This is a genomic window from Rhizobium sp. WCS2018Hpa-16, assembly GCF_031843705.1.
GTDB lineage: Bacteria > Pseudomonadota > Alphaproteobacteria > Rhizobiales > Rhizobiaceae > Agrobacterium > Agrobacterium tumefaciens_C.
On sequence record NZ_JAVTIX010000003.1, the window covers coordinates 217,199 to 242,233 of the forward strand.

Genomic DNA, 25,035 nt, shown 5'->3' on the forward strand with positions numbered 1-25,035 from the left:
CAGTGCTGAAGTTTACCCAAAGACCGCCTTTTCTAAAACTTGGTCGGAAATGTCGGTCGGAATTGGTCGGAGCGTGAAGGTAAAGCTTCATCTAGTCGCTTGATATTATTATTAAATATCTAACGTTGGGGAATTTGGTGGAGCTAAGCGGGATCGAACCGCTGACCTCTTGCATGCCATGCAAGCGCTCTCCCAGCTGAGCTATAGCCCCATAAGGGTTCCGGTATGTTTATCCGGTTCCGGGAACCGAAGCATTTGTTTGCGTCGGTGGCGGCTTGATACTTGTGCTTCTGCACAATGGCAAGCCGAAAAATTCGCCCGACGACATTTTTTTGACGCCGGGCGATAATTCCTGTGGAAATCAGGTCTCGTCGTCGTCACCGTTTACGCCGATGATGCCGGAGACGTCGTCATCGTCTTCGTCTTCGTCCGCTTCCAGGAACGTGTCGTCGTCATCATCCAGCTCGACGTCATCGTCGCCTTCGATATCGGGAATGTCGTCGCCAGCGGCGTCAGCATCCGCATCTTCCAGAGGCACGAGTTCGACTTCCGTGTTTTCGGTATCGACTTCGGCTACCTCTTCCTCTTCAGCCTGCTGTTCCATCTTCTTGGCTGCAGTCGTTTCCTCGAAGAAGGAAAGCGGCCAGGATTTGCCGGAATAAGGAGACACGATCGGATCACGGTTCAGGTCGTAAAACTTCTTGCCTGTATCAGGATCTGTACGCTTGGTTCCAAGGTCCACTTTTGCCAATGTCTAAGCCTCAAATTGTGAGATGAGTTCGGTGTTTACGCCGTATTTCCGGCAGTAGACGGTAAAATTCTAGCCGGTCCCATTAATCGCTGATGCGTTTCCTGTCAAAGATAAACTTTATAAGCCACGTATACTGCATGACACAGCTCCATCGCTTGATGATCCGGTTCGGCCTCTGTAATAAACCGCAGGCGGCAATGTTTTGCCGTTGGGCAGCAGGACGGGAGAATTATGACATTTGTAATTGCCATTGATGGACCGGCCGCCGCAGGCAAGGGTACGCTGTCACGACACATTGCCAACGCCTATGGATTTCATCACCTGGATACAGGCCTGACGTATCGTGCGACCGCAAAGGCGCTGCTGGATGCCGGCTTGCCGCTGGACGACGAAGCTGTTGCAGAGAAAGTGGCGCTTGGTCTGGATTTTGCTGCCATGGACCGGACTGTGCTTGCCCGGCACGAGGTTGGCGAAGCGGCATCACGGATCGCCGTCATGCCTTCGGTGCGCCGCGCATTGGTGGAGGCGCAACGCGCATTCTCAATGCGGCAGCCCGGCACTGTCCTCGACGGGCGCGACATTGGAACCGTTGTCTGCCCTGATGCGCCGGTGAAACTCTACGTGACTGCAGCCCCCGATGTGCGTGCGCGTCGCCGGTTTGACGAAATCATTGCCGGGGGCGGCGTTGCCGATTACGAGGCGATTTTTGCGGATGTGAAGAAACGCGACGAGCGCGATATGGGGCGCAGCGACAGCCCTTTGAAACCAGCTGAAGACGCGCACTTGCTTGATACGTCTAAAATGGGTATAGAGGCGGCGTTTCAAGCAGCCAAGTCGATTGTCGATGCTGCCTTGAAGAGATAATATGTGCGTGGAACCGGCGAGTCCGGCCCTCGTTTAGACTGGAATATCCTGAAAGCATGTCCTGCACCGGAAAACCTCGAAGAAAGAGGCGGGCATTGTTTTTAGGAATGATCAACGCGAACCCCCGGTGCTTTGTGTCCCATAGTGGATGCTCTCAGGAGATTTAATGTCAGTAGCTACCCCCACGCGCGACGATTTCGCAGCCCTGCTGGAAGAGTCCTTTGCGTCGAATGACCTTGCTGAAGGCTATGTAGCCAAAGGTATCGTCACGGCGATTGAAAAGGACGTTGCGATCGTCGACGTCGGCCTCAAGGTTGAAGGCCGCATCGCGCTCAAGGAATTCGGCGCACGTTCGAAAGACGGCGGCCTGAAGGTCGGCGACGAAGTCGAAGTTTACGTTGAGCGCATTGAAAACGCTCTGGGCGAAGCCGTTCTGTCGCGCGAGAAGGCTCGCCGCGAAGAGAGCTGGGTCAAGCTCGAAGCCAAGTTCGAAGCTGGTGAACGCGTCGAAGGCGTTATCTTCAACCAGGTCAAGGGTGGCTTCACCGTCGATCTGGATGGCGCTGTTGCGTTCCTTCCACGTTCGCAGGTGGACATTCGTCCAATCCGCGACGTAACTCCGCTGATGCACAACCCGCAGCCGTTTGAAATCCTCAAGATGGACAAGCGTCGCGGTAACATCGTTGTTTCGCGCCGTACGGTTCTCGAAGAGTCCCGCGCCGAGCAGCGTTCTGAAATCGTTCAGAACCTCGAAGAAGGCCAGGTTGTTGACGGCGTCGTCAAGAACATCACCGATTACGGTGCGTTCGTTGACCTCGGCGGCATCGATGGCCTGCTGCACGTGACCGACATGGCATGGCGCCGCGTGAACCATCCTTCTGAGATCCTCAACATTGGCCAGTCGGTCAAGGTTCAGATCATCCGCATCAACCAGGAAACCCACCGTATCTCGCTCGGCATGAAGCAGCTCGAGTCTGATCCTTGGGATGGCATCTCTGCCAAGTACCCAGTTGGTAAGAAGATCTCCGGTACCGTCACCAACATCACCGACTACGGTGCATTCGTTGAGCTGGAGCCAGGCATCGAAGGCCTCATCCACATCTCCGAAATGTCCTGGACGAAGAAGAACGTACATCCCGGCAAGATCCTGTCCACAACGCAGGACGTCGACGTTGTTGTTCTCGAAGTCGATCCCTCCAAGCGTCGTATTTCGCTTGGCCTCAAGCAGACGCTGGAAAACCCATGGCAGGCATTTGCCTTCAGCCATCCGGCCGGCACTGAAGTTGAAGGCGAAGTCAAGAACAAGACCGAATTCGGCCTGTTCATTGGTCTCGAAGGCGACGTTGACGGCATGGTTCACTTGTCCGACCTCGACTGGAACCGTCCAGGCGAACAGGTCATCGAGGAATACAACAAGGGTGACACCGTAAAGGCTGTTGTTCTTGACGTAGACGTCGAGAAGGAACGCATCTCGCTCGGCATCAAACAGCTTGGCAAGGATGCAGTCGGTGACGCTGCTACGACTGGCGAACTTCGCAAGAACGCTGTTGTTTCCGCTGAAGTTATCGGCGTGAACGAAGGCGGCATCGAAGTGAAGCTCGTTGCACACGAAGACCTCACATCCTTCATCCGTCGTAACGATCTCGCACGTGATCGTGACGATCAGCGCCCAGAGCGTTTCTCGGTTGGCCAGGTTCTCGACGCACGCGTTGTCAACTTCTCCAAGAAGGATCGCAAGGTTATGCTTTCGATCAAGGCTCTGGAAATCGCAGAAGAGAAGGAAGCAGTTGCACAGTTCGGTTCGTCCGACAGCGGCGCTTCGCTCGGCGACATCCTTGGCGCGGCTCTCAAGAACCGTACCGAGTAATCGTTCAATAGCCTGAAATGAGAAACCCGCCGGAGCGATCCGGCGGGTTTTTTATTGGGCTGAACTATGTGGGTTTCAGGAATAGCCGCTCATCCGAAGATAATAGGATTCTGCGTTATCAGTTGCACCGTCTTTGTTCTCACCCTGCGAAAGCGATTGGTCAGTCAACACGTCATTGGCGGCAATCCGCTCCTCCTGAGGAGGGTCGTTTTCGTCCTTCTCGCTGCCGTCGTTCGCGTCTTCCGAATCGCCCTGAGACGAATGCATGCTGCCGCGCGGCGGCGCATCCGATTCCTCTTCGTCCTTGGCGGCTGGATAGGGAACATAAGGCAGAGGGATGGCTTCTTTCCCGACGATGGCGGCAAGAGCGGAATGAAGCGTCGGCTGTTCTAGCAGTGCCGCCTTGATATCCTCGGCAACCGCATTTCGCTGTGCTGCGAGCGTCTCCTGCCGTTGGGCTGCCAGGACGGTGTCTTCGGCTGTCTGGTCCACGCTCCCAGTATGAAGGTCGGACTTAGCCGCCAGCAATGATTTTGAGATGTGCTGCGGGTCTTGCTCGGTTAGCAGGCTGGCGACGATCTGCGGTGTTATGGTTTCGGCCTGCTCGGGCAGCTTTCCGAGGACGACAGCGAGAAGGAGCTTTTCCATCTCCTTGGGTGTGGCCTTGGAAAAAGCGCCGCCTGTGGGCAAATTGGGTTGGCGTTCGGCAATATTGGCGACCGGTATCGGCGTTGGGCGCTCGTTTTCTGCCGTCACTTCTACAGTCAAAGGCGCTTGCTGCGCGATCAAAGCTGTCCGCTGCTGCTCCGTCATCTGTGGCCGCGTCGCCAGAGCAGGCTCGGTAAGCCCAATTGGAGCAGGTATAACGTTCGGTTGCTGTGCAGGTGGTGTCGATGGCCCGTCGAGAGGGCGTTGCCCTTTAACAGCGGCAGCGTTGATTGGGGTGATTGGGGTCGGCAGCGTGCCGGTTGGCGCTGTCGGCACCTTTGAGGGTGCGACTATGGCGCCAGATTTGCCCGGCTGCGCCGTTGTGGACGACGGCGTCACGGATGGGTCTGGACCAATCTCTCCAAGCAGATAGGTGGCAAGGGCGACCTGTGGAGCTGGCATCTTGTTTGCAACGGTGGCAGGTGAGCTGGCCAGTGTTCTTATTTGCGGAATAACCGGGCTGTCCGGTAGGATATCCTGAAGGTAGGCCGGGATGGAAGGTTTTGCCGTTCGGCTGGTGCCGCTGGAGCGCGAAAGCTCGAACATGACGGCCAGTCGTGCCGCTTCCGGCCCTGCAGAGCTTTTCAAAGCAGTGGATAACATATCAAGGGTGATGCCACGTAACACGCTGCCGAGGGCTTTTTCCAACGCGCCTTTCTGATCCATGGGGAGCGTCTTGATGATCTCAACCAGCCGATTGACATATGCCTCGGCGCCCTCACCATCCATACGCTGGATGTTGAGCAATTTGCCAAGTGTCTCGGCAAGCACGCTGACATTGCTCGATAATTGTAACTCGCCTGACACGGCACGAATACCGGTGCCAGAGGCGAGTTTGGCGCTCTCTGATGTCGTGCCTTGAGCCAAGGGAAGCGGCGCTGGCAGTGTCGAGGCTGTATCCTGCGGTGGCTTCGCCATGGAGAACGAAACATCGGTGGCAGACACGGGGCTGACCGGCGGTAGCATGATACGCTCCCTTCTTGGTGACAGGTGTCAGCTATGGCTGCCAGAACATGTCAGCTTGAACAGGCCCGGTTTCAACAGGGCTTTGGCGGCGACGCAGATGTTATTATCGTCCGCTCATGCGGCGCATTGCCGAGATCCGGTATGCATCTGTACGGTCGAATGGAGCAAAATTACGCGAATCATCTGAGTGAAGCATGATCCTGAAAGATTAACGATTTGCTAAGTGCCATCGTTTCTTCAATCCGGTTTTGGTACAACAGGCAAAGCGCGACACTCAGCTATGAGCAAAGATATCCGTGTCTTCCCAGCCCAGCAGGTCGAGCTTGGAGCGTGTCGGCAGGAAGGCAAAGCACGCTTCAGCATGTTCGTAGCGGCCATCGCGAATGAGGCGCGTCGTCAATTTGTCTCGAAGAGCATGAAGATGCAGCACATCAGATGCCGCATATTCCAGTTGCGCAGGCGACAGTTTTTCGGCGGCCCAGTCAGACGATTGCTGCGCCTTGGAGATATCGACCTCCAGTAATTCCTTGAGATTATCCTTCAATCCATGGCGATCCGTATAGGTGCGGCAAAGGCGCGAGGCGATTTTGGTGCAGAAGACCGGTGCCGATGTCACGCCAAAAGTGTGGAAAAGAACGGCAATATCGAAGCGGCCATAGTGAAAGATCTTCTGGCGGGCCGGATCTGCGAGCAAGGTGACGAGGTTTGGGGCCTCTTTCTGGCCGGCTGCGATGCGGATAACATCTGCGGTGCCATCGCCGGGTGAAAGCTGAACGACGCATAGGCGGTCGCGCCTTGGAACAAGGCCAAGCGTTTCCGTATCGATAGCGACAGCGCCGGTATAACGGCCTGCGTCTTCTTTTGAGATATCGCCTTCGTGATAACGGATCTTCGCTGCCATTTCTGTCTCCACTGCTGGATTGTCGATGGCCCTATAGCCGAAAGTGGTTGGTCGCGATACCATGTCATGATCCTTTTCGAGCGATCCTGTACCTTGTGCACTGCCAGACGAAAGGATTAGTCTGGCACAGTCGTTCAATTTCGAAAGAAGTGCCGCATCTCATGCCAGTCAAAGTCTACCTCGCCGGGCCGGAAGTTTTCCTGCCCAATGCCCGTGAAATGCTCGATGCCAAGGCGGAGCTTGCCCGCCAAGCCGGATTTGAGCCTCTGTCACCCGGCGATCTCCAGATACCGCCCGCAGAAACGAAAGTCGGCCATGGCTGCAATATCAATGCGGTAGACGAGCAGATGATGCTGGAGGCAGATGCCATCATTGCAAACCTGACGCCGTTTCGGGGCATCGCCGCGGATACTGGCACGAGTTACGAGCTTGGCTTCATGTGCGCCCTTGGCAAGCCAGTCTTTGCCTATACGAATGTTGCAGCAAACCACTTCACACGCATCGTTGATCACTATGGAAAGTCGCCAACGCAGGATGAGACCGGGCGTTATCGTGGGCCGGACGGACTTTCCATCGAGAATTTCGACATGGCGGACAATCTTATGCTGCATGGTGGCATCATCAGGCGCGGCGGCGTTGTCGTGGTCGGCGATGCGCCTGCAGATGCGATTTACACCGATCTCAGCGCGTTCAAGCAGTGCCTGCAGCATGCCGTTGACGCATTGCTGAAGCATAGAGATTAAAAAATACGGAGTTACACATGAGCGGAACCATCCTCATCACAGGCGCGACCTCGGGTTTTGGCGAGGCGACAGCCAGATTATTTGCCAAAGACGGATGGAAAGTCATCGGCACGGGTCGCCGGGCAGATCGCCTTGCCAAGCTGGGTGAAGAACTCGGAACCGCATTTCACGGCATGGTCTTTGACATCACGGATGAAGCGGCGATGGCAGCGGCCTTCGAAGCGCTTCCTTCCGAATTTCAGGGTATCGATATCCTCGTCAACAATGCAGGTCTTGCACTCGGAACAGGCACCGCGCCCAATGTGCCGTTGAAAGACTGGCACACAATGGTCAACACCAACATTACCGGGTTGCTGAACATCACGCATCACATCCTGCCGGGCCTGATTGAGCGCCGTGGCATCGTCATTAACTTGTCGTCGGTTGCGGCCCACTGGCCTTATGCTGGCGGCAATGTCTATGCCGGCACCAAAGCCTTTCTGCGTCAGTTCTCGCTAGGTTTGCGGTCAGACATGCATGGCAAGGGCGTTCGCGTCACGTCGATTGAGCCGGGCATGTGCGAAACCGAGTTCACCGTTGTGCGCACCGGCGGCAACAAGGATGCATCAGACACGCTCTACAAGGGTGTGAACCCCATCCTGCCAGACGATATTGCCAATACGATCCACTGGGTGGCTTCGCAGCCCAAGCACATCAACATCAACAGCATAGAGCTTATGCCGGTCAATCAGTCGTTCGCCGGTTTCCAGGTCCACCGCGAGGTGTAAGCGTGGAGATGGCGACAGGTTGATGAAAAAGGCGGCAGGGATCGTCCAGCTATGCAAAACTGCATGCCTGCATTGCGAGAGATGCTCTGTTAATTTTTGTGAGCTAAGCTATATTTAAGCCATCGAAGCGACGCACTCCTCCTCCCCGCGTCGCGAGATGTGGATCGACAGCACTCCTCCTCCCAGTTGTCGATCAAGTTTAAAGCCTGCCGCACCTCCTCCCGCGGCAGGCTTTTCCCTTTTTGGGCCCTTCAAATCTTGATATCACGAGATTTCAGCATCGCTTGGATGCTGACGGCTGATCCTGTTTCTATCGAAGCATTGGCCGCAATTCCCGTGAGAATCGACCATGCACCGGAGACATGGTCCGAGGCGCGGTTGAAGCGATCCGGCTCCAGTGTGTCAGGCGCGAAGATATAGCCAAGCATGACTGGGTCTGCGCCCCCGTGGTTTCCTGCAGCCTTGGGCACTGCGATCATCCTGGGCTTTTCACCTGCCAAATGCAGCTCAGTGGTGATTGCCTCTTCGTCGGCATGGTCGCGGACGCCACCGAACACGCCGTGGACTTCAACATGTTTGTGCGTGATTTCGCCCTTCGTGCCCTGAAAGCGAATTTCCAGCCCTTCCCATGGCGAATATGCGGTGAGGGTATAATTGGCGGTAACGCCGGATGCGTAGCGAATGTGAGCCTGCATCGTGTCTTCTATGCCGATATCCGCATCGAACACGCACCTGTCGCGGAAATAGCCATCATCATCTTCAGCGTCGAGATAGAGGGCTTTCAATTGGTCGTCGGCAGAGAGATCGAGACGGAAAGCGCACTTATCCGCCACCGGACAGTCGGCACAACGCGGGCCGTGGTCTTCCAACCCAAGCTCCACGGCTGTCTCTGGCCGGTAAAATGCGCGTTGGCCAGATGCGAAGACCTCTGTTGGTGCAGACGCCAGCCACCAGTTGAGAAGATCAAAATGATGCGTCGACTTGTGGACGAGCAGCCCGCCGGAATTTTCCTTCTGCCGGTGCCAACGTCGGAAATAATCTGCGCCATGCACGCGGTCGAGATGCCAGCGAAAGTCGACAGCCGTAATCGTGCCGACAACGCCTGATGACAGGATTTCCTTGATCTGCGTGCGGGCAGGGGAGTAACGATAATTGAACGTGACCATGACCTTGCGGCCTGTACGGGCCTGCGCATCGACAATCTGTTTCAACCGCGATAGGTCGATCGTCAGTGGCTTCTCACAAATGACATCGCAACCCGCTTCAAAGGCGCGGACGATATAGTCGGAATGCAGAAAGTCCGGCGTTGCGACCACGATTGTATCCGGCTTTTGCTCCGCGATCAGCTGATCGAAATTTTCGGCGAGATATGTGGGGACACCGTTTGTGCCCGGTTTGAGAAGCGCCTTTGCGGCTTCGGCCAGGCGATGGCCATTGCTATCGCACAGAGCCACGATTTCATGCTTGTCCGAGTAGTCTTCCGTTACGGAATCGCGAAACATTTTGTGACGTGACCCGCATCCTACAATGGCGATTTTCACTAGAATTCCCTTTTGGGTGCATACATCGCCACGAAGGCGATTGGCGAGATGTCTTGGGAGGGGATGGCGGTGAAGTATCTGAACCCGTTGCAGAAATGCTCAAGCCCTGAGCGCACTCCCACCGCCCAGATAGATACTATCTAAGCATTAAAGTCGTATTATGATTTTTAGGCAAGCATATTTTGAGATGCTATAACGCGATCATCTGCCGAGTGGCGATCGACACCGGCTTTCGGCGTATCCATCGGCGCGACGTCGTGCCGCCGCAGCCACTGTTCTGATGTGTTTGGGACAGCTGATATGAACCGGGGCGATGGGGTGGACGGTGCCGCCTACGCTGGCACCGTCCACGCATTTCACCAGAAATGTTTAGAGCTTGTATTCGTTTGCGAGGGTGACGTGGTGGTGAATACGGCCTTCGAAGAATTCGGCCAGAACGGCTTCAGTTGCTGCGCGCGCCTCGCTGCGAACGGGGCTGGCGAGTGCTTCTTCGACAGCTTCCAGGCTTGGATAGTTGATGGCAAGGATCATCGGCAGTTCCGGTGCGCCATCGTCACGGGCTTCTGCAAATGAGATGCGCACATCTGTCGCATGCGGGAACTGCTGCCACTTTGGCAGGATTCGCTCCAGCACGGCTTTGCGAAAAGCTTCGGTATGGCCGTCTTTGACTTTTCCTTCAAAAAGAGCGTAGCGCGTAATCATTCTAATGTTTCCTTGTTGGGTCCCTTGAAAAATTCCATCAGCGCAGCCTGATCCTCAGCCCCGAAGCCGGAGGCTGTCATCATGCGGTGAATTTCGGCGCAGATTGCGGTCAGCGGCATGCTGGTGTTGGTCCGGCGGGCAAGATCCTGCGCGCCGTTGAGGTCCTTGACCATGTTGTCGATACGCCCGGTGCGTCGGTAGTCCTTCGCAACATAACGCGGCATGTATTCCTGCAGGATTGCGCTGTCTGCCCGTCCGCCTTTCAGCGCCTGCGGAATCTTGGCCGCATCCACACCAGCGTCGAGCGCGAGCTGCGTCGCCTCAGCAACCGCCAGAAATCCAAGGCCGCACAGCACCTGATTGATGAGCTTGGTTGTTTGCCCCGCACCGACTGGTCCCATGTGGGTGTAGTTGCTCGCCACATGCTTCAGCACGGTGTGAGCATCCTCGACGTCCGCATCGGAGCCACCTGCCATCAGCGTCAATTGGCCGATCAAGGCTTTGGGTGCGCCGCCGGATAGCGGGCTATCTACCCAGCGTAAGCCTTTTTCCGCCGTATCAGCCGCAAGCTTTTTCGTAGCGTCGGGATCGATCGAGGACATGTCGATGATCAATGTCCCGGCTTTTGCGCCATCGGCCACACCTGCATCGCCAAAAATGGCGCGGCGTATGACCTCGGGCGAATTGAGGCTGAGGATCACGTAGTCACTCGCCCGGGCAGCATCCGCTGCCGTAGCGGCAGCGACGGCCCCCTTATCGACGAGCGCTTGGACCTTTTCGCGGTCGAGATCAAAGACCGACAGATGATTGCCGGTTTCGACCAACCGGCTGCCGATTGCGCCACCCATGGCGCCTGCACCAATCAGTGCGACCCTGTTCGTCATAGTGGCCTCCTCCCAGAGTTTTCGAAAATATGAGTGCCCCATTCTTCAGGGGCACCCTCTTCAATCGGTTACAGCGATGCTGTGATGCCGCCATCCACATAAAGGACGTGTCCATTGACGAAGGACGAGGCGTTTGACGATAGGAACAGGCACGCGCCGACAAGCTCTTCGACCTTTCCCCAACGACCGGCCGGTGTGCGCTTTTCAAGCCATGTCGTGAAAGCTGGATCGGCAACAAGCGCTGCGTTGAGGGGGGTGTCGAAATAGCCGGGCGCTATGGCATTGCATTGAATGCCGTATTTAGCCCAATCGGTGGCCATGCCCTTCGTCAGATTGCCCACCGCGCCTTTTGTGGCGGTGTAGGGCGCGATGCCGGGGCGGGCAAGAGCCGTCTGCACGCTGGCGATATTGATGATCTTTCCCGCACCGCGCTTGATCATGTGCCGTGCAACGGCCTGGCCAACATTAAACACCGTGGAAATATTGGTTCGCAGCAGTCTTTCGAAGGCGTCCGCCGGAAAGTCTTCAAGCGGGGAACGGTGCTGCATGCCGGCATTGTTGACGAGAATGTCGATTGAGCCTGTGTCTTGTTCGAAGGCATCAACTGCCGTGCGAACAGCCTCATGATCTGTCGCGTCAAAGCACAGCATGTGCTTTGTGCCAAGCGCCTCTGCGGCAGCTTTCAGCTTCGCCTCGTCGCGGCCGTTCAAGATAACGTCTGCCCCCGCAGCCTTGAGGCCTTGCGCCAACGCATAGCCAATGCCTTGTGACGAACCCGTAACGAGCGCGCGCTTGCCGGTCAGATCGAAAAGTTGAATGCTCATAGTGTCTCCCAGACGTAGATCAGCTGAAGTCTATTTGTGTCTTCATCGATTGCCCCTTATCCGAAGCGATTTCGAACGCTTTCAAGGCTTCCGAGATCGGTAAGGTGTGGGTAATCAGATGTTTGACGTCGATCAGGCCACCCTGCATCAACTTCACGGCGGTAGCAAACTCCTCATGGAAGCGGAAGGAGCCGCGAAGATCGAGCTCTTTTGCGGTGATCGCCATCATCGGCAGGGACATATCGCCGCCCAGACCGAGCTGCACGATCACGCCACGGGGTCTCAGCGCCTGAATACCGGCGACCAGCGCCGGTTGGGCGCCGGAGCACTCGTAAAGCACATCGAAATAGCCTTTGTTCAGGCTGAAATCTGCCAGGCCATCGCGCTCCTCGGACAGGTTGATTGTCCGATCAGCACCTGCAGCCTTTGCAAAGCTCAAGGCACGCGCTGACAAATCAGCAGCCACGATTTCCACCGCACCCGCGCGGCGCGCAGCCAGAATCGACAATGTTCCGATCGGTCCGCAGCCCGTCACAAGCACGCGCTTGCCCAGCAACTCGCCAGCGCGCCGCGTTGCGTGCAAGGCTACCGAAAGCGGCTCTGCCATGGCAGCTTCGCCAGGGGTAAGGCCATCGGCCTTGACGCACTGGCTGGCATTGGCAATTAGCCGTTCGCGAAATGCGCCCTGTATGTGCGGGAATGGCATTGCGGAACCATAGAAACGCATGTTGAAGCAATGGTTCGGCAGGCCCTTGTGGCAATATTCGCAAGAGCCGCAAGGCCTCGATGGCGAAACTGCCACGAGGTCTCCAACGGCCAGATGAGATACGCCTTCACCAAGGGCTGCAACGTAGCCCGAAACCTCATGACCGAGGATCATCGGCTCTTTCAAACGGACGGTCCCGAAACCGCCATGGGCGTAATAGTGCAGGTCCGATCCGCATATTCCACCGGCCGCAAGGCGGATGTCGACCTCGCCGGGGCCGGGCGCCTCGACAGTTCGCTTCTCGATACGCAAATCCTTGGGCGCGTGGATGACAATGGCTTTCATTTTTAATACCTCAAAGAACAGGGGTCGGGAGGGTACGACCATCAAAATGTGCCGAAAGGTTGTCAAACACCAAAGCGCCCATGGCTTTGCGGGTTTCGAACGTACCTGACGCCATATGTGGCTGCAGCAGCACGTTATCGAGCTTCAGGAAGCGAGGGTTGAGGTGTGGCTCCCCGGCAAACACATCCAGTGCGGCGGAACCCAATGTTCGGGTTTCCAGCGCATCGAGTAAAGCCTCTTCATCAATATTGGCGGCGCGGGAAACATTGATCAACATGCCCTCAGGCCCAAGCGCCTCGATAACCTTGCGGTCAACAATATGGCGTGTCTCAGCAGATGCTGCGAGCGTGACGAACAGAAAATCAGACCGGGCCGCAAGTTCGACTGGGTCTGCAATGAATGTCCAGTCACCCGCATGGTCTTTCGGGGCCTTGCTCGAGTAGGCGATGTCCATATCAAAGCCCGCGAGGCGTCTTGCAACCTCAAAGCCAATACGGCCAAGGCCGAGCACGCCGACACGCTTGCCATGGGCTTGGGATTTGAGCGGATATGCGCCTCTGGTCCAGTCACCGGTTCTGACCCAGGCATCGCCGCCGATCATGCCGCGTGCCTGAACCAGCATCATTCCCACTGCGAGATCTGCGACATCCTTGGTCAGCACATCGGGTGTGTTCGTCACGCGGATGTTGCGCTCTCGTGCAGCGGCCAGATCAACGGCGTCGTAGCCGACACCATAGATGCTGATGATTTCGAGATTAGGCAGCGCCTCGATAAGCTCACGGCTTGCACCAAGTTCGCCGCGCGTGGCTATAGCCCTGATATTGCTGCCATGATCTGACAGAAATTGTCCCTTGTCGCTGGCTTCGAAATAGCGATGCACTGTGAAATTGGCGTTCAGACGCTCTTCGTCCCATGCGGGATATGCGCCAGCCTGAAGAATATGAACCTTGCCCAAAAGCATTCCTCCAATGTTTTGTTATCGATAACATAAGTTCGGGAAATCGCTTTGTCCAGCCTAAATTGGGTGCAGAGTGTCCTCTGATCCGATGAAAGAGTTCGGTCCACAAATGTCGCTTGACTCCTATGTTATCGTTATCATAGCGTTAACTCTCAAGCTTTGGGAGGAGCGAATGGGAGCTGATCAATTTCTGGAATTTCGTTCCGTTTCGAAGGAGTTCGGCGGCACGAAAGCTCTGACCGATGTTTCGCTTGAGGTGCGGCAGGGTGAGATTATGGCCTTGCTGGGTGAGAACGGCGCTGGCAAATCCACGCTTATCAAGACGCTGGCGGGTATCTACAAGCCGGACGCGGGTGAAATACTTTTCCGTGGCGAGCCCTATCATTACAGGCCGCCAAAGCCAAACGAGCGTCAGCCCGTCGCGTTCATCCATCAGGACCTCGGCCTCATCGAATGGATGACCGTGGCGGAAAATGTGGGCCTTGCCCAAGGCTTCTCGCTCAAGCGGAAGCTCATTGACTGGAATGAGACCGCACGGCGGACCGCCGAGGCGTTGAAACTGGTCGGCTGCGATTTTGACCCGACCACCCGCATTCAAAGCCTGACGCGCACCGAAAAGTCGCTGGTCGCGATTGCCCGTGCACTAGCCGTTGAAGCCGATGTTCTTGTGCTGGATGAGCCAACGGCCAGCCTGCCCGCCGATGAGGTCGACCGCCTTTTCAATGCGATCAGGCCGTTAAAGGAGAGGGGAGTGGCGATGATCTATGTCTCCCATCGCCTCGATGAAATCTTTCGAATCGCAGACCGTGTTGCTGTCCTGCGTGATGGCCGCCTGGTTGGTGAAAGCGCCGTCAGCGATACAAACCCCGATCAACTCATTCGCATGATTGTTGGTCGAAAAGCGGATCAACTGTTTGCCAAGGCACACACGGAGCCGGGCGAAACGCTTGTCACCGTCAACAGTCTTGCATGCCGGGGCGCGGGGCCTGTGTCCTTCAATCTGCGGCAGGGTGAGTTGCTAGGGCTGGTCGGTCTGCGTGGTGCCGGACAGGAGTTGATAGGGCGCGCTTTGTTCGGCGTTGAGGAAGCCACAGGCGAGGTAACGATCCGTGGCAAGAAGCCGGATCTGCGGTCAGCGGAGACCGCAATCGCATCCGGGATTGGTCTCATTGCGCGCGACCGCACGGAAGAGTCCGTCGCCATGTCGTTGTCACTGCGTGAAAACACTTTCATCAATCCCGGTGCCTCGGGTCGTAAACTCGGCGCGTTTCTGTCCCCAGCCAGAGAAGCCGCACAAGCCTGGTCGATTGGTGAAAAGGTTGGGCTGCGGCCCAACGACCAGTCACTGGCCATCGAAGCTCTATCGGGAGGCAATCAACAGAAGGTTGTCGTCGGACGGTGGCTGGCCACCGGGCGCAAATTGCTGATTGCCGAAGACCCGACCGCCGGTGTCGATGTCGGTGCCAAGGCGGATATTTATCGCCTGATCGCGGCGGCGGTCGAAGAGGGTATGGCTGTTCTGGTCATTTCCACGGATTTTGAAGAAATCGCTCACATTTGCCACAGGGCACTCGTCTTTTCTCGCGGTCGTATCGTGCGCGAGCTGAGTGGAGACGACTTGACCACATCCGCCGTCATTGCTGCGGCATCGGCTTCTGAAGCGGCCTGATTTACTGGAGAACGAAGATGCAATCCATCCAGTCCAACGCACTTGAACCGACTCGTTCGGAATTGCAGGGCCTTTCCACCGCTGAGAGGCTGCGGCGCCTGCTGCCGGTCTATGGTCTGGTGATCCTGACGGCCCTGCTCATTCTCTTCTTCTCGGTGATGCTGCCGGATACATTCCCGACAGCGCTGAACCTGCGCTCGATCATTGCCAACAAGACGATCATTGCGATTCTGTCTCTTGCGGCTATGATCCCCATGGCATGCGGGCGCATCGATCTGACGATCGGCTATGGCATTGTGCTCTGGCACATTCTGGCGATCAGTCTGCAAACCATGTACGGATTTCCGTGGCCGATCGCTGTTTTGACCGTTCTGATACTGGGCGGTCTTACGGGGTTGCTCAATGGCGTGCTCGTTGAAGTCGCCAAGATCGACAGCTTTATTGCAACGCTTGGAACCGGCACCGTCATCTACGCCCTGGCACTCTGGCACACGGGCGGCCGACAGGTGGTGGGCGTTCTGCCGGATGGCTTTCTGGCCTTGAATGGAACCCAGCTGTTTGGTTTGCCGATCACCGGTTTCTACGTGCTGGCGCTGGCTTTGGTGATGTGGATCGTTTTGGAGTATCTGCCTATCGGGCGCTACACCTATGCCATTGGAGCCAACCCCAAGGCGGCTGCCTTGAACGGTATTCCTGTTCGCCGTTTCGTCGTCGGTGCCTTTATCGTCTCGGGCCTGCTCTCGGCTGTTGCCGGTGTGTTGCTCGCATCGCGGCTGCGCATCGGTCAGGCAAGCGTCGGTCTTGAATATTTGCTGCCTGCGCTCGTTGGAGCGTTTCTGGGTTCCACCACGATCAAGCCCGGACGCGTCAATGTCTGGGGCACAATGACCGGTGTCATCATTCTTGCGGTTGGCATTGCAGGCATTCAACAGTTCGGCGGCTCGTTCTTTGTAGAACCCCTCTTCAATGGCGTCACTCTGCTCGTGGCCATCGGTATCGCTGGTTACGCCCAGCGCCGACGCGGCATTGCCGGCGCATTGAAGCCAAAGGGTGCGCCTCCGAAGGTCGTCGAAGACCCATCTTAAGGCATACAAACACTGAAATAAAACGTTCAACGGGAGGATGAACCATGAAACGCAGACAGTTACTCACCACCGCCGCTTTCGCCATTCTGATGGCAGGCCCGGTATTTGCAGACGCCATCACTGACGCAAAGGCCGTGGTCGATAAATATGCCAGCAAGGTCGAAAAGTGGGACGGCCCAACAACCGGACCGAAGGCCGCTGCCGACAAGGCGGTGGTCATTGTTGCCGCCGACATGAAGAATGGCGGCATCCTGGGCGTCGTCAATGGCATCGAAGAGGCCGCCAAGGCCATGGGCTGGAAGGTCAATGTGCTTGATAGTGCCGGATCGGTGGAGGGTCGTACGGCATCATTTGGACAGGCGCTGACGTTGAAGCCGAATGGTATTATCATCGCAGGCTTTGATGCGGTCGAGCAGAAGCCTGCCATGGCTGAAGCCAAGAAGGCGAAAATACCGATGGTGGCCTGGCACGCAGCGCCTGCCGTCGGTCCGGTCGATGAAGTGGGCGTGTTTGCAAACGTCACCACCGATGCGATGGAAGTGTCCAAGGCCGCGGCCGATTACGCTTTTGTCGATGCAGGCGGCAAGCCCGGCGTCATCATTTTCACGGACTCGACCTATGCTATCGCGATTGCCAAGGCCGATAAGATGAAGGCCGAAATCCAAGCGCTTGGCGGCACCGTGCTGGAGTACGTCGATACGCCAATCGCCGAGACATCACAGCGCATGCCACAGCTCACGACCACACTGCTGCAGAAGTACGGTGCGAAGTGGACACATTCGCTGGCAATCAACGACATCTATTTCGACTTCATGGGCCCGGCGCTTTCCGCTGCCGGTATTCCAGGAGATGGCGCACCGAAAAGCGTTGCAGCAGGCGATGGATCCGAAAGCGCCTATCAGCGTATCCGTGCCAAGCAGTATCAGTCCGTGACAGTGGCAGAGCCACTCAACCTGCAGGGCTGGCAGCTTGTGGATGAGTTGAACCGCGCTTTCTCGGGTGAGAAATGGTCCGGCTATGTTTCACCTTTGCACGTCGTCACCGTCGATAACGTCGAATTCGATGGCGGTCCGAAGAACTCGTTTGATCCCGACAATGGTTATCGCGATCAGTACAAGAAGATCTGGGGCAAGTAAAACTCATGGATTGGCGGGTGGCGGTCTTGCCGCCCGCCACCTCATGGCTATCGTGCGATGAATTTGAGATGACATGGAGTGTGGAGAATTGTCTTTTTTCGAAGCTGAGGACCCGGTTTTTTCCACCTTCGTCCTGGGCAACGCGCCGCTGAAAAAGCTGGCCGGTGGCTTTGACTGGGTGGAGGGTCCCGTCTGGTTCGGTGACCACGATTGCCTTCTGTTTTCCGATATTCCCAACAACCGCATCATGCGCTGGAGCCCTTCAACCGGAACCAGTATCTTTCGCGAGCCATCGAATTTCTCGAATGGCCATACGCGCGATGGTCGGGGACGGCTGATCAGTTGCGAGCACGGGACGCGGCGCGTTTCACGCACGGAGCATGATGGGTCAATCACCGTCATCGCGGACAGCTTCGACGGAAAAAGGTTGAATTCACCCAACGACGTCATCGTCGCGTCTGATGGTGCGATCTGGTTTACCGATCCGCACTACGGAATTTCCACGGATTATGAAGGGTTTCGCTCGACGCAGGAGCTGCCATGCAATGTTTATCGCGTTGATCCCGTGTCTCGGGACATTCAGGCGGTGCTGACAGATTTTCGATGCCCCAACGGTCTGGCCTTCAGCCCGGATGAAAAACGTCTCTATGTTGCCGATACGGGACGGATTTTCGCTGGCGATCCCTGCCATATCCGTGTGTTCACCGTTGGCCCCGGATGGGAGTTGACGGGCGGAGACGTTTTTCACGTCATTGAACCCGGTTGTGCAGACGGGTTCAGAGTCGATGAAAATGGCAACCTCTGGTGTTCTGCCGGTGATGGCGTGCATTGCATCGCTCCCGATGGCCGACGTCTCGGTAAGATCCTCGTTCCAGAAACTGTGTCCAACGTTTGTTTTGGCGGTCGCAACGGGCACAGGCTTTTCATCACGGCAACAACATCTGTCTATTCGGTCTCGCTTGCGATACGTGGCCATATTAGAGTGGATTCATAGACGTCGCTTTCGCGGCGGTATTGGAGTGAGGTAGCCTGAATGCGCAGAGAAAGAACGCCGACGATGGCAGACATCGCGCGTGCCACGGGCGTTTCACCAATGACCGTCTCGCGGGCGTTCAAGTCCGGTGGGCTTGTGACAAAGGAGACGCGTGACGCGATTTTAAAAGCTGCGGAAGACCTTGGATATGTGTTCGACTCGACGGCATCCAATCTGCGCTCCAAAAAGACCGATTTCATCGCGGTCACGATCCCGTCGATCAACAATGCCAATTTTGCAGACACTGTCGGCGGGCTGTCAGATGTTCTGAGTGCGCACGGATTTCAGATCCTGTTGGGGTACACGAATTATGATATGCAGGAAGAGGAGAGGCTTATTGAGCATCTCCTGCGCCGCAAACCGCAGGCAATAGCCGTAACAGGCGGCATGCACACGCGCCGTGCGCGCCGATTGCTGGAAAACGCGAATATCCCGGTCATTGAAACATGGGACGTGCCAGCGGACCCAATTGGTCATTTCGTCGGCTTTTCAAATGCGGATGCCGTGCGCAGCATGGTCGATCATTTCGTAAAGGTCGGCTATCGACGCATCGCCTTTATCGGTGGCGATGCCAGCCGTGATACGCGCGGCACCAATCGCCGGCTTGGGTTTGTCAACGCGCTGCACGACCTTGGCCTGGATGCTTCACGGCTGATTGATGCGGGTACACCACCGATCTCCATGCGCGAGGGCGCGAATGCCATGGCTCGCCTTTTGAGAGAATATCCTGATACCGATGCGGTAATTTGTGTTTCAGACCTTTCGGCATTCGGCGCGCTTACCGAATGTCAGCGGCGGGGCATTGCCGTGCCCGAGACGATCGCCATTGGTGGTTTTGGTGACTACGAGATCGGTGCAATCTCTGTTCCTGCGCTCACGACCATCAACGCCCATGCCCGAAAGATAGGTGAACGAACTGGCGCTTTGATGCTGGATCTTTTGACTGGCGCGAACGAGATGCCGCATATCACCATCGAGCCGCAGCTCATCGTGCGCGAAAGCAGCCGATAGAAACAGGGCCAGTTGCGTATAGCTTGTGGGGAAAGCGCCATTACAAGCACATTTTCGTGTTCTGGGAGACGCTAAGTTAACGATCAGCCCTTACTGTCGATGTTCAAAAGTAAGGAGCGTGGCGATGACGACTTGTGTGGGGTGCCGGGATGGTGCCGAAGGATTTCCGCTGCCGTTTTCGATGGCATTTCAGCCTATCGTCGATATCTCAAAGGGCAGTGTTTTCGCACACGAAGCATTGGTACGTGGCGTTAACGGAGAAGGCGCAGGCTTTGTCCTGGAAAATGTGGGTCCTGACAACCGCTATGCGTTCGACCAGCAATGTCGGGTCAAGGCCATCGAGCTTGCATCCAAACTGTTCGACAAGTCGCTGGACACGATGCTTTCGATCAATTTCATGCCCAATGCCGTGTATGAGCCCCGTGCCTGCATTCGCGTGACGCTTGCAACCGCGATGAAGACCGGCTTCCCAACGGACCGGATCATTTTCGAGTTCACCGAAAACGAGCAGCTCGATACGAACCACCTCCTGAATATTCTCAGAACGTACCGCACCTTGGGTTTCAAGACCGCCATCGATGATTTCGGCGCAGGTCACGCGGGCTTAGGTCTTTTGACCCAATTCCAACCGGATATTGTCAAGCTGGATATGGACTTGATCCGGGGCATCGATCGCGACCGCGTTCGTCGCACCGTCATCAAGCATACTCTGGCAATGCTCACCGAACTGGGAATTACGCCTGTTTGCGAGGGTGTAGAAACGCTTGGAGAACTTCAAGTCCTGCGTGACCTCGGCGTTGATCTGATTCAGGGTTATGTTCTGGCAAGGCCTACGTTTGAGGCGCTCGCAAACCCTTTCTCCACCACCGACAATGCTGGCATGTCTCTAGCCATGTGAAGCGAAATTGCGAAGTCCTGATCATGTTTTACGGCCAGAGGTAGTGGGATGAACCAATTGGCGAATCCTGCCATCTCTGGCCCATTCCATATTTACGTAGACGGCTCCTATGACCCCGCATTGAAGCGCGGCGGATGGGCTTTCGTCGTTGTTGCCGGTAATACGGTCATTGAGACACGATCCGGTCGATGCGAGGTCACATCCAACAATACGATTGAGCTTTTGGCAGCGCTTCAGGCCTCCGAATGGGCCGTTGCCGAGGCGGCAGCTCAGCAGGTCATCATCTGGACGGACTCCCGTCACGTCTTTGAAGGTTGTGACCGCTGGCGACATATCTGGAAGAATAATGGTTGGAAGCGGTATTCCCCTAACCCGAGATCGCGCAATCGCGCGCTTGTCGATGCTCCCCTTTGGCAACGGCTCTCCGACTGTCTTGAAACCCATCAAAGTCTTCGGGTCGAATGGTGCAAAGGCCACGATGGCAACGAAGGAAACGACCGCGCGGATGCGCTTGCGAATGCGGCGAGGGACGCCGGAACATAGGCGCCCACGTTAGGCTAGAAGTAGTCGTTGTAATCGATAGGAACAATCGACACTCATTCTTGTTAGGCTGCAATGCAATGGAGCGTCAAAATGTCTGATACCTATCCACACGCCTCAAATACAGCGCCGACCGAAAACAACACGCCAAACGATGCTCTGTCTGGACCAGTCGACGCACCGCTGGTCGACATGGCCCTACAGCAGGTAGCCGAGCACGATAGAAGCATTGGCACAGCGGTTGGCGAAGACGTTGCGGTTTTGCGTGCCGAAGTCGAAAGCGTTTCGCAGAGAGCAGGGGAGATGCAGGATCGCATGATCCAATCGGCAAAGGCTGGTGCCGAAACAACCGCCCGCTCTGCAAGGGATACGGTGCGCCAGTTCCCGCTCGTTTCTCTCGGTCTGGCAGTGGCACTGGGCTTTCTCGCTGGCGTGCGAGCCAGTGGATAGCTACCGGAATATTGCGGCATGACCGCTTGCAGTCATGCCGCAGCGCGCAACGCATTATCCGCGGAAATCGCCTTCGTTCGTTTCCCGTTCATCGTAGTTCACATCCCATTCTTTTTTCGCAGGCTTCGTGCCCGGCGGGTATTTATGGGCGGTCGCGTCGTCTGAGCCGGTGATAACCCTTGGCTTGGCGCTATCGACGCCGTTATTGTCACTCCGCTTCAGCCCGCGGGCAAATTGGCCCTTAGCATCATCATGAATGTCTTCGAGCGAACCCTTGTTGTCTTTGGACGTGGTCATTGAGCAGTCCTTTCTGTTTCACGGGTGCAAATTACCCTGCCTCGGCTAACCGACATAAACGTCTATTGTTCCGAATGTGCTGCTGCAGGGCGGAACCTTCGGGCATGGAGAGACTTGAAGTGAGGTTGTGGCATCACCACTCCTTAGGACGTGTGATTTCTCTTTGTGGGCGGAGTACCCGATGGCTGCTAAAACCTGGACTGCACGTGGAACTGGGCAGAGCACATCTGAAGATTTTCTGGATGGCGCAGAGCGCGTTCGCCGGTTGCGTCGATTGGCCGGAATTGCCCGCTTAATGGATACGGCCGTGGGGATACCGGGCACACGTTTCCGCTTCGGCGCCGACTCCGTTCTGGGGCTTGTTCCAGTGCTGGGAGATGGCGCTGGTGCGCTCGTTGGCCTCTACATCGTCAATGAAGCGCGGCGCATGGGCGTGCCAAGGGAGAAGCTTGTACGGATGATCGGCAATATCGGCCTCGACGCAGTGGTCGGTAGCGTACCGCTCGTGGGCGATCTGTTTGATGTCTACTTCAAGTCTCACCGTCGCAACGTGGACATGATCGTCGAGCATTTCGGCGTTAAGAACGACGATTTGCGGCGGAAATCATAAGTCCAAAGGCTGCGGTATCAGGCGGCGGATGAGTAGCGCGTGGCAGATTGTGCAGGCAGAAGCCGGATGACTTCGTCGGCAAACGCGCTTGCATTGTGCAAGGCCTTGTCGAGATTGCTGACCTGTGACTGGTTCATCATATGCAGATAGCCACCGAATTCGAACATGTCGCGGAAAGCGGCGCGCTCGATGATGGGCGTATCCAGCACATGCACATTGCGCTTGGCCAGAAGTGCCTTGGCGGCCAGCAGGGCGCGCGTCGTCACCATCGAATTAACGCGTGAGAGAACGACAGAATGGGGAATCTTGATGGATGCCCGGTCGTCGAGATAACGCAGCAGTTCCAGCACCTGCGCGCCGCCCTGTGCATCCATGGTGCTACCCTGCACGGGTATCAGGACGTGGTTTGAAAGGCCGACCGCCGTGGCCAGCAGAGGCGATTGCGCGCCGGGCAGATCAATGATCACGTGATCGAACTTGCGGCGGTTGTCGAGAACATGCTGCTGAAGGCTCGAGGCTGAAACATAGGTGATGACAGATAGGTCAACGCGTGGATCAGCTGCCTCACGCCATTTGGAGAGCCAGCGCTGCGGATCGGTATCGATAACGCAAACCCTCAAACCGCGCCTCGAAAGCTCCGAGGCCAGCAGCAGCACGGCCGTTGTCTTGCCTGCGCCGCCCTTGGTGTTTGCAAATGTAATGACCGCCATGATGCATCCGATAAAAGCCTGAGACGATCATCGTCCAATCGATACACCGAAATCATGGCGTGTCACGATCATTAAGCAATATGGTTAATGCTTACTTAAGCAACAGTCCAATTTCTCTCAGCGCCTGTGGTCTTCCGCTAGGATTTCGCGTGCGATCTGGTCCAGCGGCACGATCTTGTCCACACCTCCATGGGCAATTGCTTCTTTTGGCATGCCGAAAACAACTGAGGTCGCCTCATCCTGGGCTATCGTGAATGCTCCGGCCTGCTTCATTTCCAGCATTCCGCGCGCGCCATCATCGCCCATTCCGGTCATGATCACACCCATGGCATTACCGCCAGCCGAGCGTGCAGCCGAACGGAACAGCACGTCGACAGAGGGGCGGTGGCGAGAGACGAGGGGGCCAGTGCGCACGGAAACGTAGTAACGTGCACCCTGACGCTCCAGCAGCATGTGCTTGTCGCCGGGTGCAATCAACACATGCCCGCGCAGGACCGTGTCGCCATCTTCAGCTTCCTTGATTTCAACGGCGCAGAGCGTATTCAAACGCCGTGCAAAGGCTGCCGTAAATTTCTCAGGCATGTGCTGAACGATAATCATGCCAGGAGCATTCGCGGGCAGCTTTTCAAGCATTTCCCGCAAAGCCTCAGTGCCGCCGGTCGATGCTCCAACGCACACAACCATTTCGGTCGTTCGTGCCATGGGCTTGCCGGAGGGAGGCGGTAGAACGGCATCTGCTGTCAGCTTTGCCTGTGGAGTCATCGAAGGGAGGGCGTGGCGAGATGGCGTTCTCAGACCTTTCACACGCGCATAAGCGGCGGCTTTGACCACTTCACAAATCCGCTGTGCAGATTCAGCGAGGTGGTCGGCAACGCCAATCTTTGGCTTCAGGATGATGTCGACTGCGCCTGCCTCCAATGCCTGAAGCAATGTTGTTGAACCGGCTTCAGTCAGCGACGAGCACATGACGACGGGAATGGGGTGCTGCGCCATGATCCTGCGCAGGAAAGTGATGCCATCCATACGCGGCATTTCAACATCCAGCGTTATGACGTCAGGCAGGTCTTCCTGAATCTTTTTCGCAGCCATGAAGGGATCAGACGCTGCGCCTATGACCTCAATAGCGGGGTCAGACTGAAGGACTGCCGTCAGCGTTTGTCTAACGCTGGCGGAATCATCGACGATAAGAACCCTGATCTTCTTGACTGTATTTGGCATCACTGTTTCACAAATATTGTGTTGGCAACCTGCTTTACTGGTAGATTAGTTCCGGTCAGAGTTTCAGAATGCCCGATAAAGAGATAGCCGCCCGGCGCAATGCATTTGCACAATTGCGTCAGCACGTGAATCTGTGTCTTTTTATCGAAATATATCAAAACGTTGCGGCAAAACAGAATATGCACAGGCTCCCCGATGTCATATGTCGGGTTCATCAAGTTCATGCGGGCAAAGCCGACCTTGGATCGTAGCTTGGGCGTAATGCGAACATCGTTGCGCTGCCGCTCCTTTGCCTGCATTACGTATTTCCGGCGCAGATCAGGTGGCACTGGATCAACCAGGTCTTGAGCATAGATACCGCTGCGCGCCTTCTGAAGAACTTCCGTGGAAAGGTCTGTTGCCAGAATGGAGTAATCGGGAATCGTGCCTTTTTCCACGGCTTCCGCCAGGATCATTGCCATGGTGTAAGGTTCGGCACCCGTCGAGCAAGCTGAGCTCCAGGCGCGAATACGACCGACACCTTTTCGTCCCAAGGTTGGGAGGACCGTCTGTTCCATGTAGTCGAAATGGTTTGGTTCGCGGAAGAAGTCGGTTTTGTTGGTTGTCACGACGTCGATCAGAAAGACAGATTCCGCTTCCATTCCGCCATGTCGAAACAAATAGTCGCAATATTCGCTGAAAGTTGGATAGCCTGTGGCGCGCAGACGTTTGCGCAGCCTTCCTTCCAGCATGGAGCGCTTGGTTTCCGGCATCTTGATGCCACAATACTCATAAATGAAATTCGAAACCTCGCGAAAATCGCGCGCACTCAGAGTGTCATCAAAATTTACGCTTGCAGCATTACTCAACGC

26 protein-coding genes and 1 tRNA gene are annotated in these 25,035 nt (G+C 56.2%); 13 read left to right on the plus strand and 14 right to left on the minus strand.

Annotated elements, in window-relative coordinates:
- Positions 1 to 135: 135 nt before the first annotated feature.
- Together RQI55_RS12210 and RQI55_RS12215 are read right to left on the minus strand one after the other, a co-directional pair.
- A tRNA-Ala gene (locus RQI55_RS12210) sits at positions 136 to 211 on the minus strand.
- Positions 212 to 361: 150 nt separating this feature from the next.
- A complete protein-coding gene (locus RQI55_RS12215; RefSeq protein ID WP_042616643.1) occupies positions 362 to 751 on the minus strand; it encodes a TIGR02300 family protein in 390 nt (129 codons plus the stop codon).
- A gap of 231 nt (positions 752 to 982) precedes the next feature.
- Between RQI55_RS12215 and cmk the strand changes: the two genes are divergently transcribed.
- Positions 983 to 1,615 (plus strand): (d)CMP kinase, encoded by a 633-nt coding sequence (cmk, locus tag RQI55_RS12220; RefSeq protein ID WP_311272650.1) that lies wholly within the window; start codon positions 983 to 985, stop codon positions 1,613 to 1,615.
- Between the two features lie 166 nt (positions 1,616 to 1,781).
- Positions 1,782 to 3,482, plus strand: a complete 1,701-nt coding sequence (rpsA, locus tag RQI55_RS12225; RefSeq protein WP_042616641.1) for a 30S ribosomal protein S1 — start codon at positions 1,782 to 1,784, stop codon at positions 3,480 to 3,482.
- 75 nt (positions 3,483 to 3,557) lie between these two features.
- Here rpsA and RQI55_RS12230 read toward each other — a convergent pair whose 3' ends face one another.
- Positions 3,558 to 5,156, minus strand: a complete 1,599-nt coding sequence (locus RQI55_RS12230) for a hypothetical protein (protein ID WP_311272651.1) — start codon at positions 5,154 to 5,156, stop codon at positions 3,558 to 3,560.
- A gap of 274 nt (positions 5,157 to 5,430) precedes the next feature.
- The gene (locus tag RQI55_RS12235) at positions 5,431 to 6,057 is read right to left on the minus strand and encodes a ribonuclease D (protein WP_042616639.1); all 627 of its coding nucleotides are present in this window, start codon (positions 6,055 to 6,057) and stop codon (positions 5,431 to 5,433) included.
- A gap of 161 nt (positions 6,058 to 6,218) precedes the next feature.
- On the opposite strand from RQI55_RS12235, the gene RQI55_RS12240 reads away from it, so the two are divergent.
- The gene (locus RQI55_RS12240; protein ID WP_311272652.1) at positions 6,219 to 6,800 is read left to right on the plus strand and encodes a nucleoside 2-deoxyribosyltransferase; all 582 of its coding nucleotides are present in this window, start codon (positions 6,219 to 6,221) and stop codon (positions 6,798 to 6,800) included.
- 17 nt (positions 6,801 to 6,817) lie between these two features.
- Positions 6,818 to 7,567, plus strand: coding sequence for an SDR family oxidoreductase (locus tag RQI55_RS12245; protein ID WP_311272653.1), 750 nt, complete (start codon positions 6,818 to 6,820; stop codon positions 7,565 to 7,567).
- 251 nt (positions 7,568 to 7,818) lie between these two features.
- Here the strand turns inward: RQI55_RS12245 and RQI55_RS12250 are convergent, their stop codons facing one another.
- The 6 genes from RQI55_RS12250 to RQI55_RS12275 all read right to left on the minus strand — a co-directional run bounded on the left by RQI55_RS12250 (position 7,819) and on the right by RQI55_RS12275 (position 13,524).
- Positions 7,819 to 9,108 carry a Gfo/Idh/MocA family oxidoreductase gene (locus RQI55_RS12250; protein ID WP_311272654.1) on the minus strand — a complete coding sequence of 430 codons (1,290 nt, stop codon included), beginning with the start codon at positions 9,106 to 9,108 and terminating at the stop codon, positions 7,819 to 7,821.
- Between the two features lie 369 nt (positions 9,109 to 9,477).
- The gene (locus tag RQI55_RS12255; RefSeq protein WP_311272655.1) at positions 9,478 to 9,810 is read right to left on the minus strand and encodes a hypothetical protein; all 333 of its coding nucleotides are present in this window, start codon (positions 9,808 to 9,810) and stop codon (positions 9,478 to 9,480) included.
- Positions 9,807 to 10,694, minus strand: coding sequence for an NAD(P)-dependent oxidoreductase (locus RQI55_RS12260; protein ID WP_311272656.1), 888 nt, complete (start codon positions 10,692 to 10,694; stop codon positions 9,807 to 9,809). Before RQI55_RS12260 ends, RQI55_RS12255 begins: the two co-directional genes overlap by 4 nt.
- A gap of 68 nt (positions 10,695 to 10,762) precedes the next feature.
- Entirely contained in the window at positions 10,763 to 11,518 is a 756-nt protein-coding gene (locus RQI55_RS12265; protein WP_042616633.1) for an SDR family oxidoreductase, read from the minus strand.
- Between the two features lie 19 nt (positions 11,519 to 11,537).
- Positions 11,538 to 12,569, minus strand: coding sequence for an L-idonate 5-dehydrogenase (locus RQI55_RS12270; RefSeq protein ID WP_311272657.1), 1,032 nt, complete (start codon positions 12,567 to 12,569; stop codon positions 11,538 to 11,540).
- 10 nt (positions 12,570 to 12,579) lie between these two features.
- Positions 12,580 to 13,524, minus strand: a complete 945-nt coding sequence (locus RQI55_RS12275) for a 2-hydroxyacid dehydrogenase (RefSeq protein WP_311272658.1) — start codon at positions 13,522 to 13,524, stop codon at positions 12,580 to 12,582.
- Positions 13,525 to 13,699: 175 nt separating this feature from the next.
- Here RQI55_RS12275 and RQI55_RS12280 point away from each other — a divergent pair, with 175 nt between their 5' ends.
- The 8 genes from RQI55_RS12280 (at position 13,700) to RQI55_RS12315 (ending at position 21,349) form a co-directional block, all read left to right on the plus strand.
- Positions 13,700 to 15,196: a sugar ABC transporter ATP-binding protein gene (locus RQI55_RS12280; RefSeq protein WP_311272659.1), complete on the plus strand. Its 1,497-nt coding sequence runs from the start codon at positions 13,700 to 13,702 to the stop codon at positions 15,194 to 15,196.
- 17 nt (positions 15,197 to 15,213) lie between these two features.
- Entirely contained in the window at positions 15,214 to 16,281 is a 1,068-nt protein-coding gene (locus tag RQI55_RS12285) for an ABC transporter permease (protein ID WP_042616630.1), read from the plus strand.
- Between the two features lie 44 nt (positions 16,282 to 16,325).
- Positions 16,326 to 17,417, plus strand: a complete 1,092-nt coding sequence (locus tag RQI55_RS12290) for a substrate-binding domain-containing protein (RefSeq protein ID WP_311272660.1) — start codon at positions 16,326 to 16,328, stop codon at positions 17,415 to 17,417.
- A gap of 88 nt (positions 17,418 to 17,505) precedes the next feature.
- Positions 17,506 to 18,411, plus strand: a complete 906-nt coding sequence (locus RQI55_RS12295; RefSeq protein ID WP_311272661.1) for an SMP-30/gluconolactonase/LRE family protein — start codon at positions 17,506 to 17,508, stop codon at positions 18,409 to 18,411.
- A gap of 39 nt (positions 18,412 to 18,450) precedes the next feature.
- Complete coding sequence (locus tag RQI55_RS12300; protein ID WP_311272662.1) at positions 18,451 to 19,461, plus strand: LacI family DNA-binding transcriptional regulator; 1,011 nt, start codon at positions 18,451 to 18,453, stop codon at positions 19,459 to 19,461.
- A 124-nt stretch (positions 19,462 to 19,585) separates the two neighbouring features.
- A complete protein-coding gene (locus RQI55_RS12305) occupies positions 19,586 to 20,359 on the plus strand; it encodes an EAL domain-containing protein (RefSeq protein WP_042616626.1) in 774 nt (257 codons plus the stop codon).
- Between the two features lie 48 nt (positions 20,360 to 20,407).
- On the plus strand, positions 20,408 to 20,902 hold the full coding sequence (locus tag RQI55_RS12310; protein WP_311272663.1) for a ribonuclease H: 495 nt from the start codon (positions 20,408 to 20,410) through the stop codon (positions 20,900 to 20,902).
- Between the two features lie 90 nt (positions 20,903 to 20,992).
- The gene (locus tag RQI55_RS12315; RefSeq protein WP_311272664.1) at positions 20,993 to 21,349 is read left to right on the plus strand and encodes a hypothetical protein; all 357 of its coding nucleotides are present in this window, start codon (positions 20,993 to 20,995) and stop codon (positions 21,347 to 21,349) included.
- Between the two features lie 54 nt (positions 21,350 to 21,403).
- Here RQI55_RS12315 and RQI55_RS12320 read toward each other — a convergent pair whose 3' ends face one another.
- Positions 21,404 to 21,646 carry a hypothetical protein gene (locus tag RQI55_RS12320; protein WP_311272665.1) on the minus strand — a complete coding sequence of 81 codons (243 nt, stop codon included), beginning with the start codon at positions 21,644 to 21,646 and terminating at the stop codon, positions 21,404 to 21,406.
- Between the two features lie 181 nt (positions 21,647 to 21,827).
- Between RQI55_RS12320 and RQI55_RS12325 the strand changes: the two genes are divergently transcribed.
- Positions 21,828 to 22,256, plus strand: a complete 429-nt coding sequence (locus RQI55_RS12325) for a DUF4112 domain-containing protein (RefSeq protein WP_311272666.1) — start codon at positions 21,828 to 21,830, stop codon at positions 22,254 to 22,256.
- 17 nt (positions 22,257 to 22,273) lie between these two features.
- On the opposite strand, the gene RQI55_RS12330 is transcribed toward RQI55_RS12325, so the two are convergent.
- From RQI55_RS12330 to RQI55_RS12340, 3 genes are all read right to left on the minus strand, one after another.
- The gene (locus RQI55_RS12330; RefSeq protein ID WP_243257489.1) at positions 22,274 to 22,966 is read right to left on the minus strand and encodes a ParA family protein; all 693 of its coding nucleotides are present in this window, start codon (positions 22,964 to 22,966) and stop codon (positions 22,274 to 22,276) included.
- 117 nt (positions 22,967 to 23,083) lie between these two features.
- Positions 23,084 to 24,184 carry a chemotaxis response regulator protein-glutamate methylesterase gene (locus RQI55_RS12335; protein ID WP_192064794.1) on the minus strand — a complete coding sequence of 367 codons (1,101 nt, stop codon included), beginning with the start codon at positions 24,182 to 24,184 and terminating at the stop codon, positions 23,084 to 23,086.
- Positions 24,184 to 25,032 (minus strand): CheR family methyltransferase, encoded by an 849-nt coding sequence (locus RQI55_RS12340; RefSeq protein ID WP_192064793.1) that lies wholly within the window; start codon positions 25,030 to 25,032, stop codon positions 24,184 to 24,186. Before RQI55_RS12340 ends, RQI55_RS12335 begins: the two co-directional genes overlap by 1 nt.
- Positions 25,033 to 25,035: the final 3 nt, after the last annotated feature.

Bases quoted from the DNA above. Each gene is read 5' to 3' on its own strand.
- RQI55_RS12330 (WP_243257489.1), bottom strand. From the start codon at position 22,966: ATGGCGGTCATTACATTTGCAAACACCAAGGGCGGCGCAGGCAAGACA.
- RQI55_RS12315 (WP_311272664.1), top strand. From the start codon at position 20,993: ATGTCTGATACCTATCCACACGCCTCAAATACAGCGCCGACCGAAAAC.
- rpsA (WP_042616641.1), top strand. From the start codon at position 1,782: ATGTCAGTAGCTACCCCCACGCGCGACGATTTCGCAGCCCTGCTGGAA.
- RQI55_RS12310 (WP_311272663.1), top strand. From the start codon at position 20,408: ATGAACCAATTGGCGAATCCTGCCATCTCTGGCCCATTCCATATTTAC.
- cmk (WP_311272650.1), top strand. From the start codon at position 983: ATGACATTTGTAATTGCCATTGATGGACCGGCCGCCGCAGGCAAGGGT.
- RQI55_RS12280 (WP_311272659.1), top strand. From the start codon at position 13,700: ATGGGAGCTGATCAATTTCTGGAATTTCGTTCCGTTTCGAAGGAGTTC.
- RQI55_RS12335 (WP_192064794.1), bottom strand. From the start codon at position 24,184: ATGCCAAATACAGTCAAGAAGATCAGGGTTCTTATCGTCGATGATTCC.
- RQI55_RS12260 (WP_311272656.1), bottom strand. From the start codon at position 10,694: ATGACGAACAGGGTCGCACTGATTGGTGCAGGCGCCATGGGTGGCGCA.
- RQI55_RS12255 (WP_311272655.1), bottom strand. From the start codon at position 9,810: ATGATTACGCGCTACGCTCTTTTTGAAGGAAAAGTCAAAGACGGCCAT.
- RQI55_RS12245 (WP_311272653.1), top strand. From the start codon at position 6,818: ATGAGCGGAACCATCCTCATCACAGGCGCGACCTCGGGTTTTGGCGAG.
- RQI55_RS12290 (WP_311272660.1), top strand. From the start codon at position 16,326: ATGAAACGCAGACAGTTACTCACCACCGCCGCTTTCGCCATTCTGATG.
- RQI55_RS12265 (WP_042616633.1), bottom strand. From the start codon at position 11,518: ATGAGCATTCAACTTTTCGATCTGACCGGCAAGCGCGCGCTCGTTACG.
- RQI55_RS12230 (WP_311272651.1), bottom strand. From the start codon at position 5,156: ATGCTACCGCCGGTCAGCCCCGTGTCTGCCACCGATGTTTCGTTCTCC.
- RQI55_RS12320 (WP_311272665.1), bottom strand. From the start codon at position 21,646: ATGACCACGTCCAAAGACAACAAGGGTTCGCTCGAAGACATTCATGAT.
- RQI55_RS12285 (WP_042616630.1), top strand. From the start codon at position 15,214: ATGCAATCCATCCAGTCCAACGCACTTGAACCGACTCGTTCGGAATTG.
- RQI55_RS12270 (WP_311272657.1), bottom strand. From the start codon at position 12,569: ATGAAAGCCATTGTCATCCACGCGCCCAAGGATTTGCGTATCGAGAAG.
- RQI55_RS12305 (WP_042616626.1), top strand. From the start codon at position 19,586: ATGACGACTTGTGTGGGGTGCCGGGATGGTGCCGAAGGATTTCCGCTG.
- RQI55_RS12235 (WP_042616639.1), bottom strand. From the start codon at position 6,057: ATGGCAGCGAAGATCCGTTATCACGAAGGCGATATCTCAAAAGAAGAC.
- RQI55_RS12325 (WP_311272666.1), top strand. From the start codon at position 21,828: ATGGCTGCTAAAACCTGGACTGCACGTGGAACTGGGCAGAGCACATCT.
- RQI55_RS12240 (WP_311272652.1), top strand. From the start codon at position 6,219: ATGCCAGTCAAAGTCTACCTCGCCGGGCCGGAAGTTTTCCTGCCCAAT.
- RQI55_RS12300 (WP_311272662.1), top strand. From the start codon at position 18,451: ATGCGCAGAGAAAGAACGCCGACGATGGCAGACATCGCGCGTGCCACG.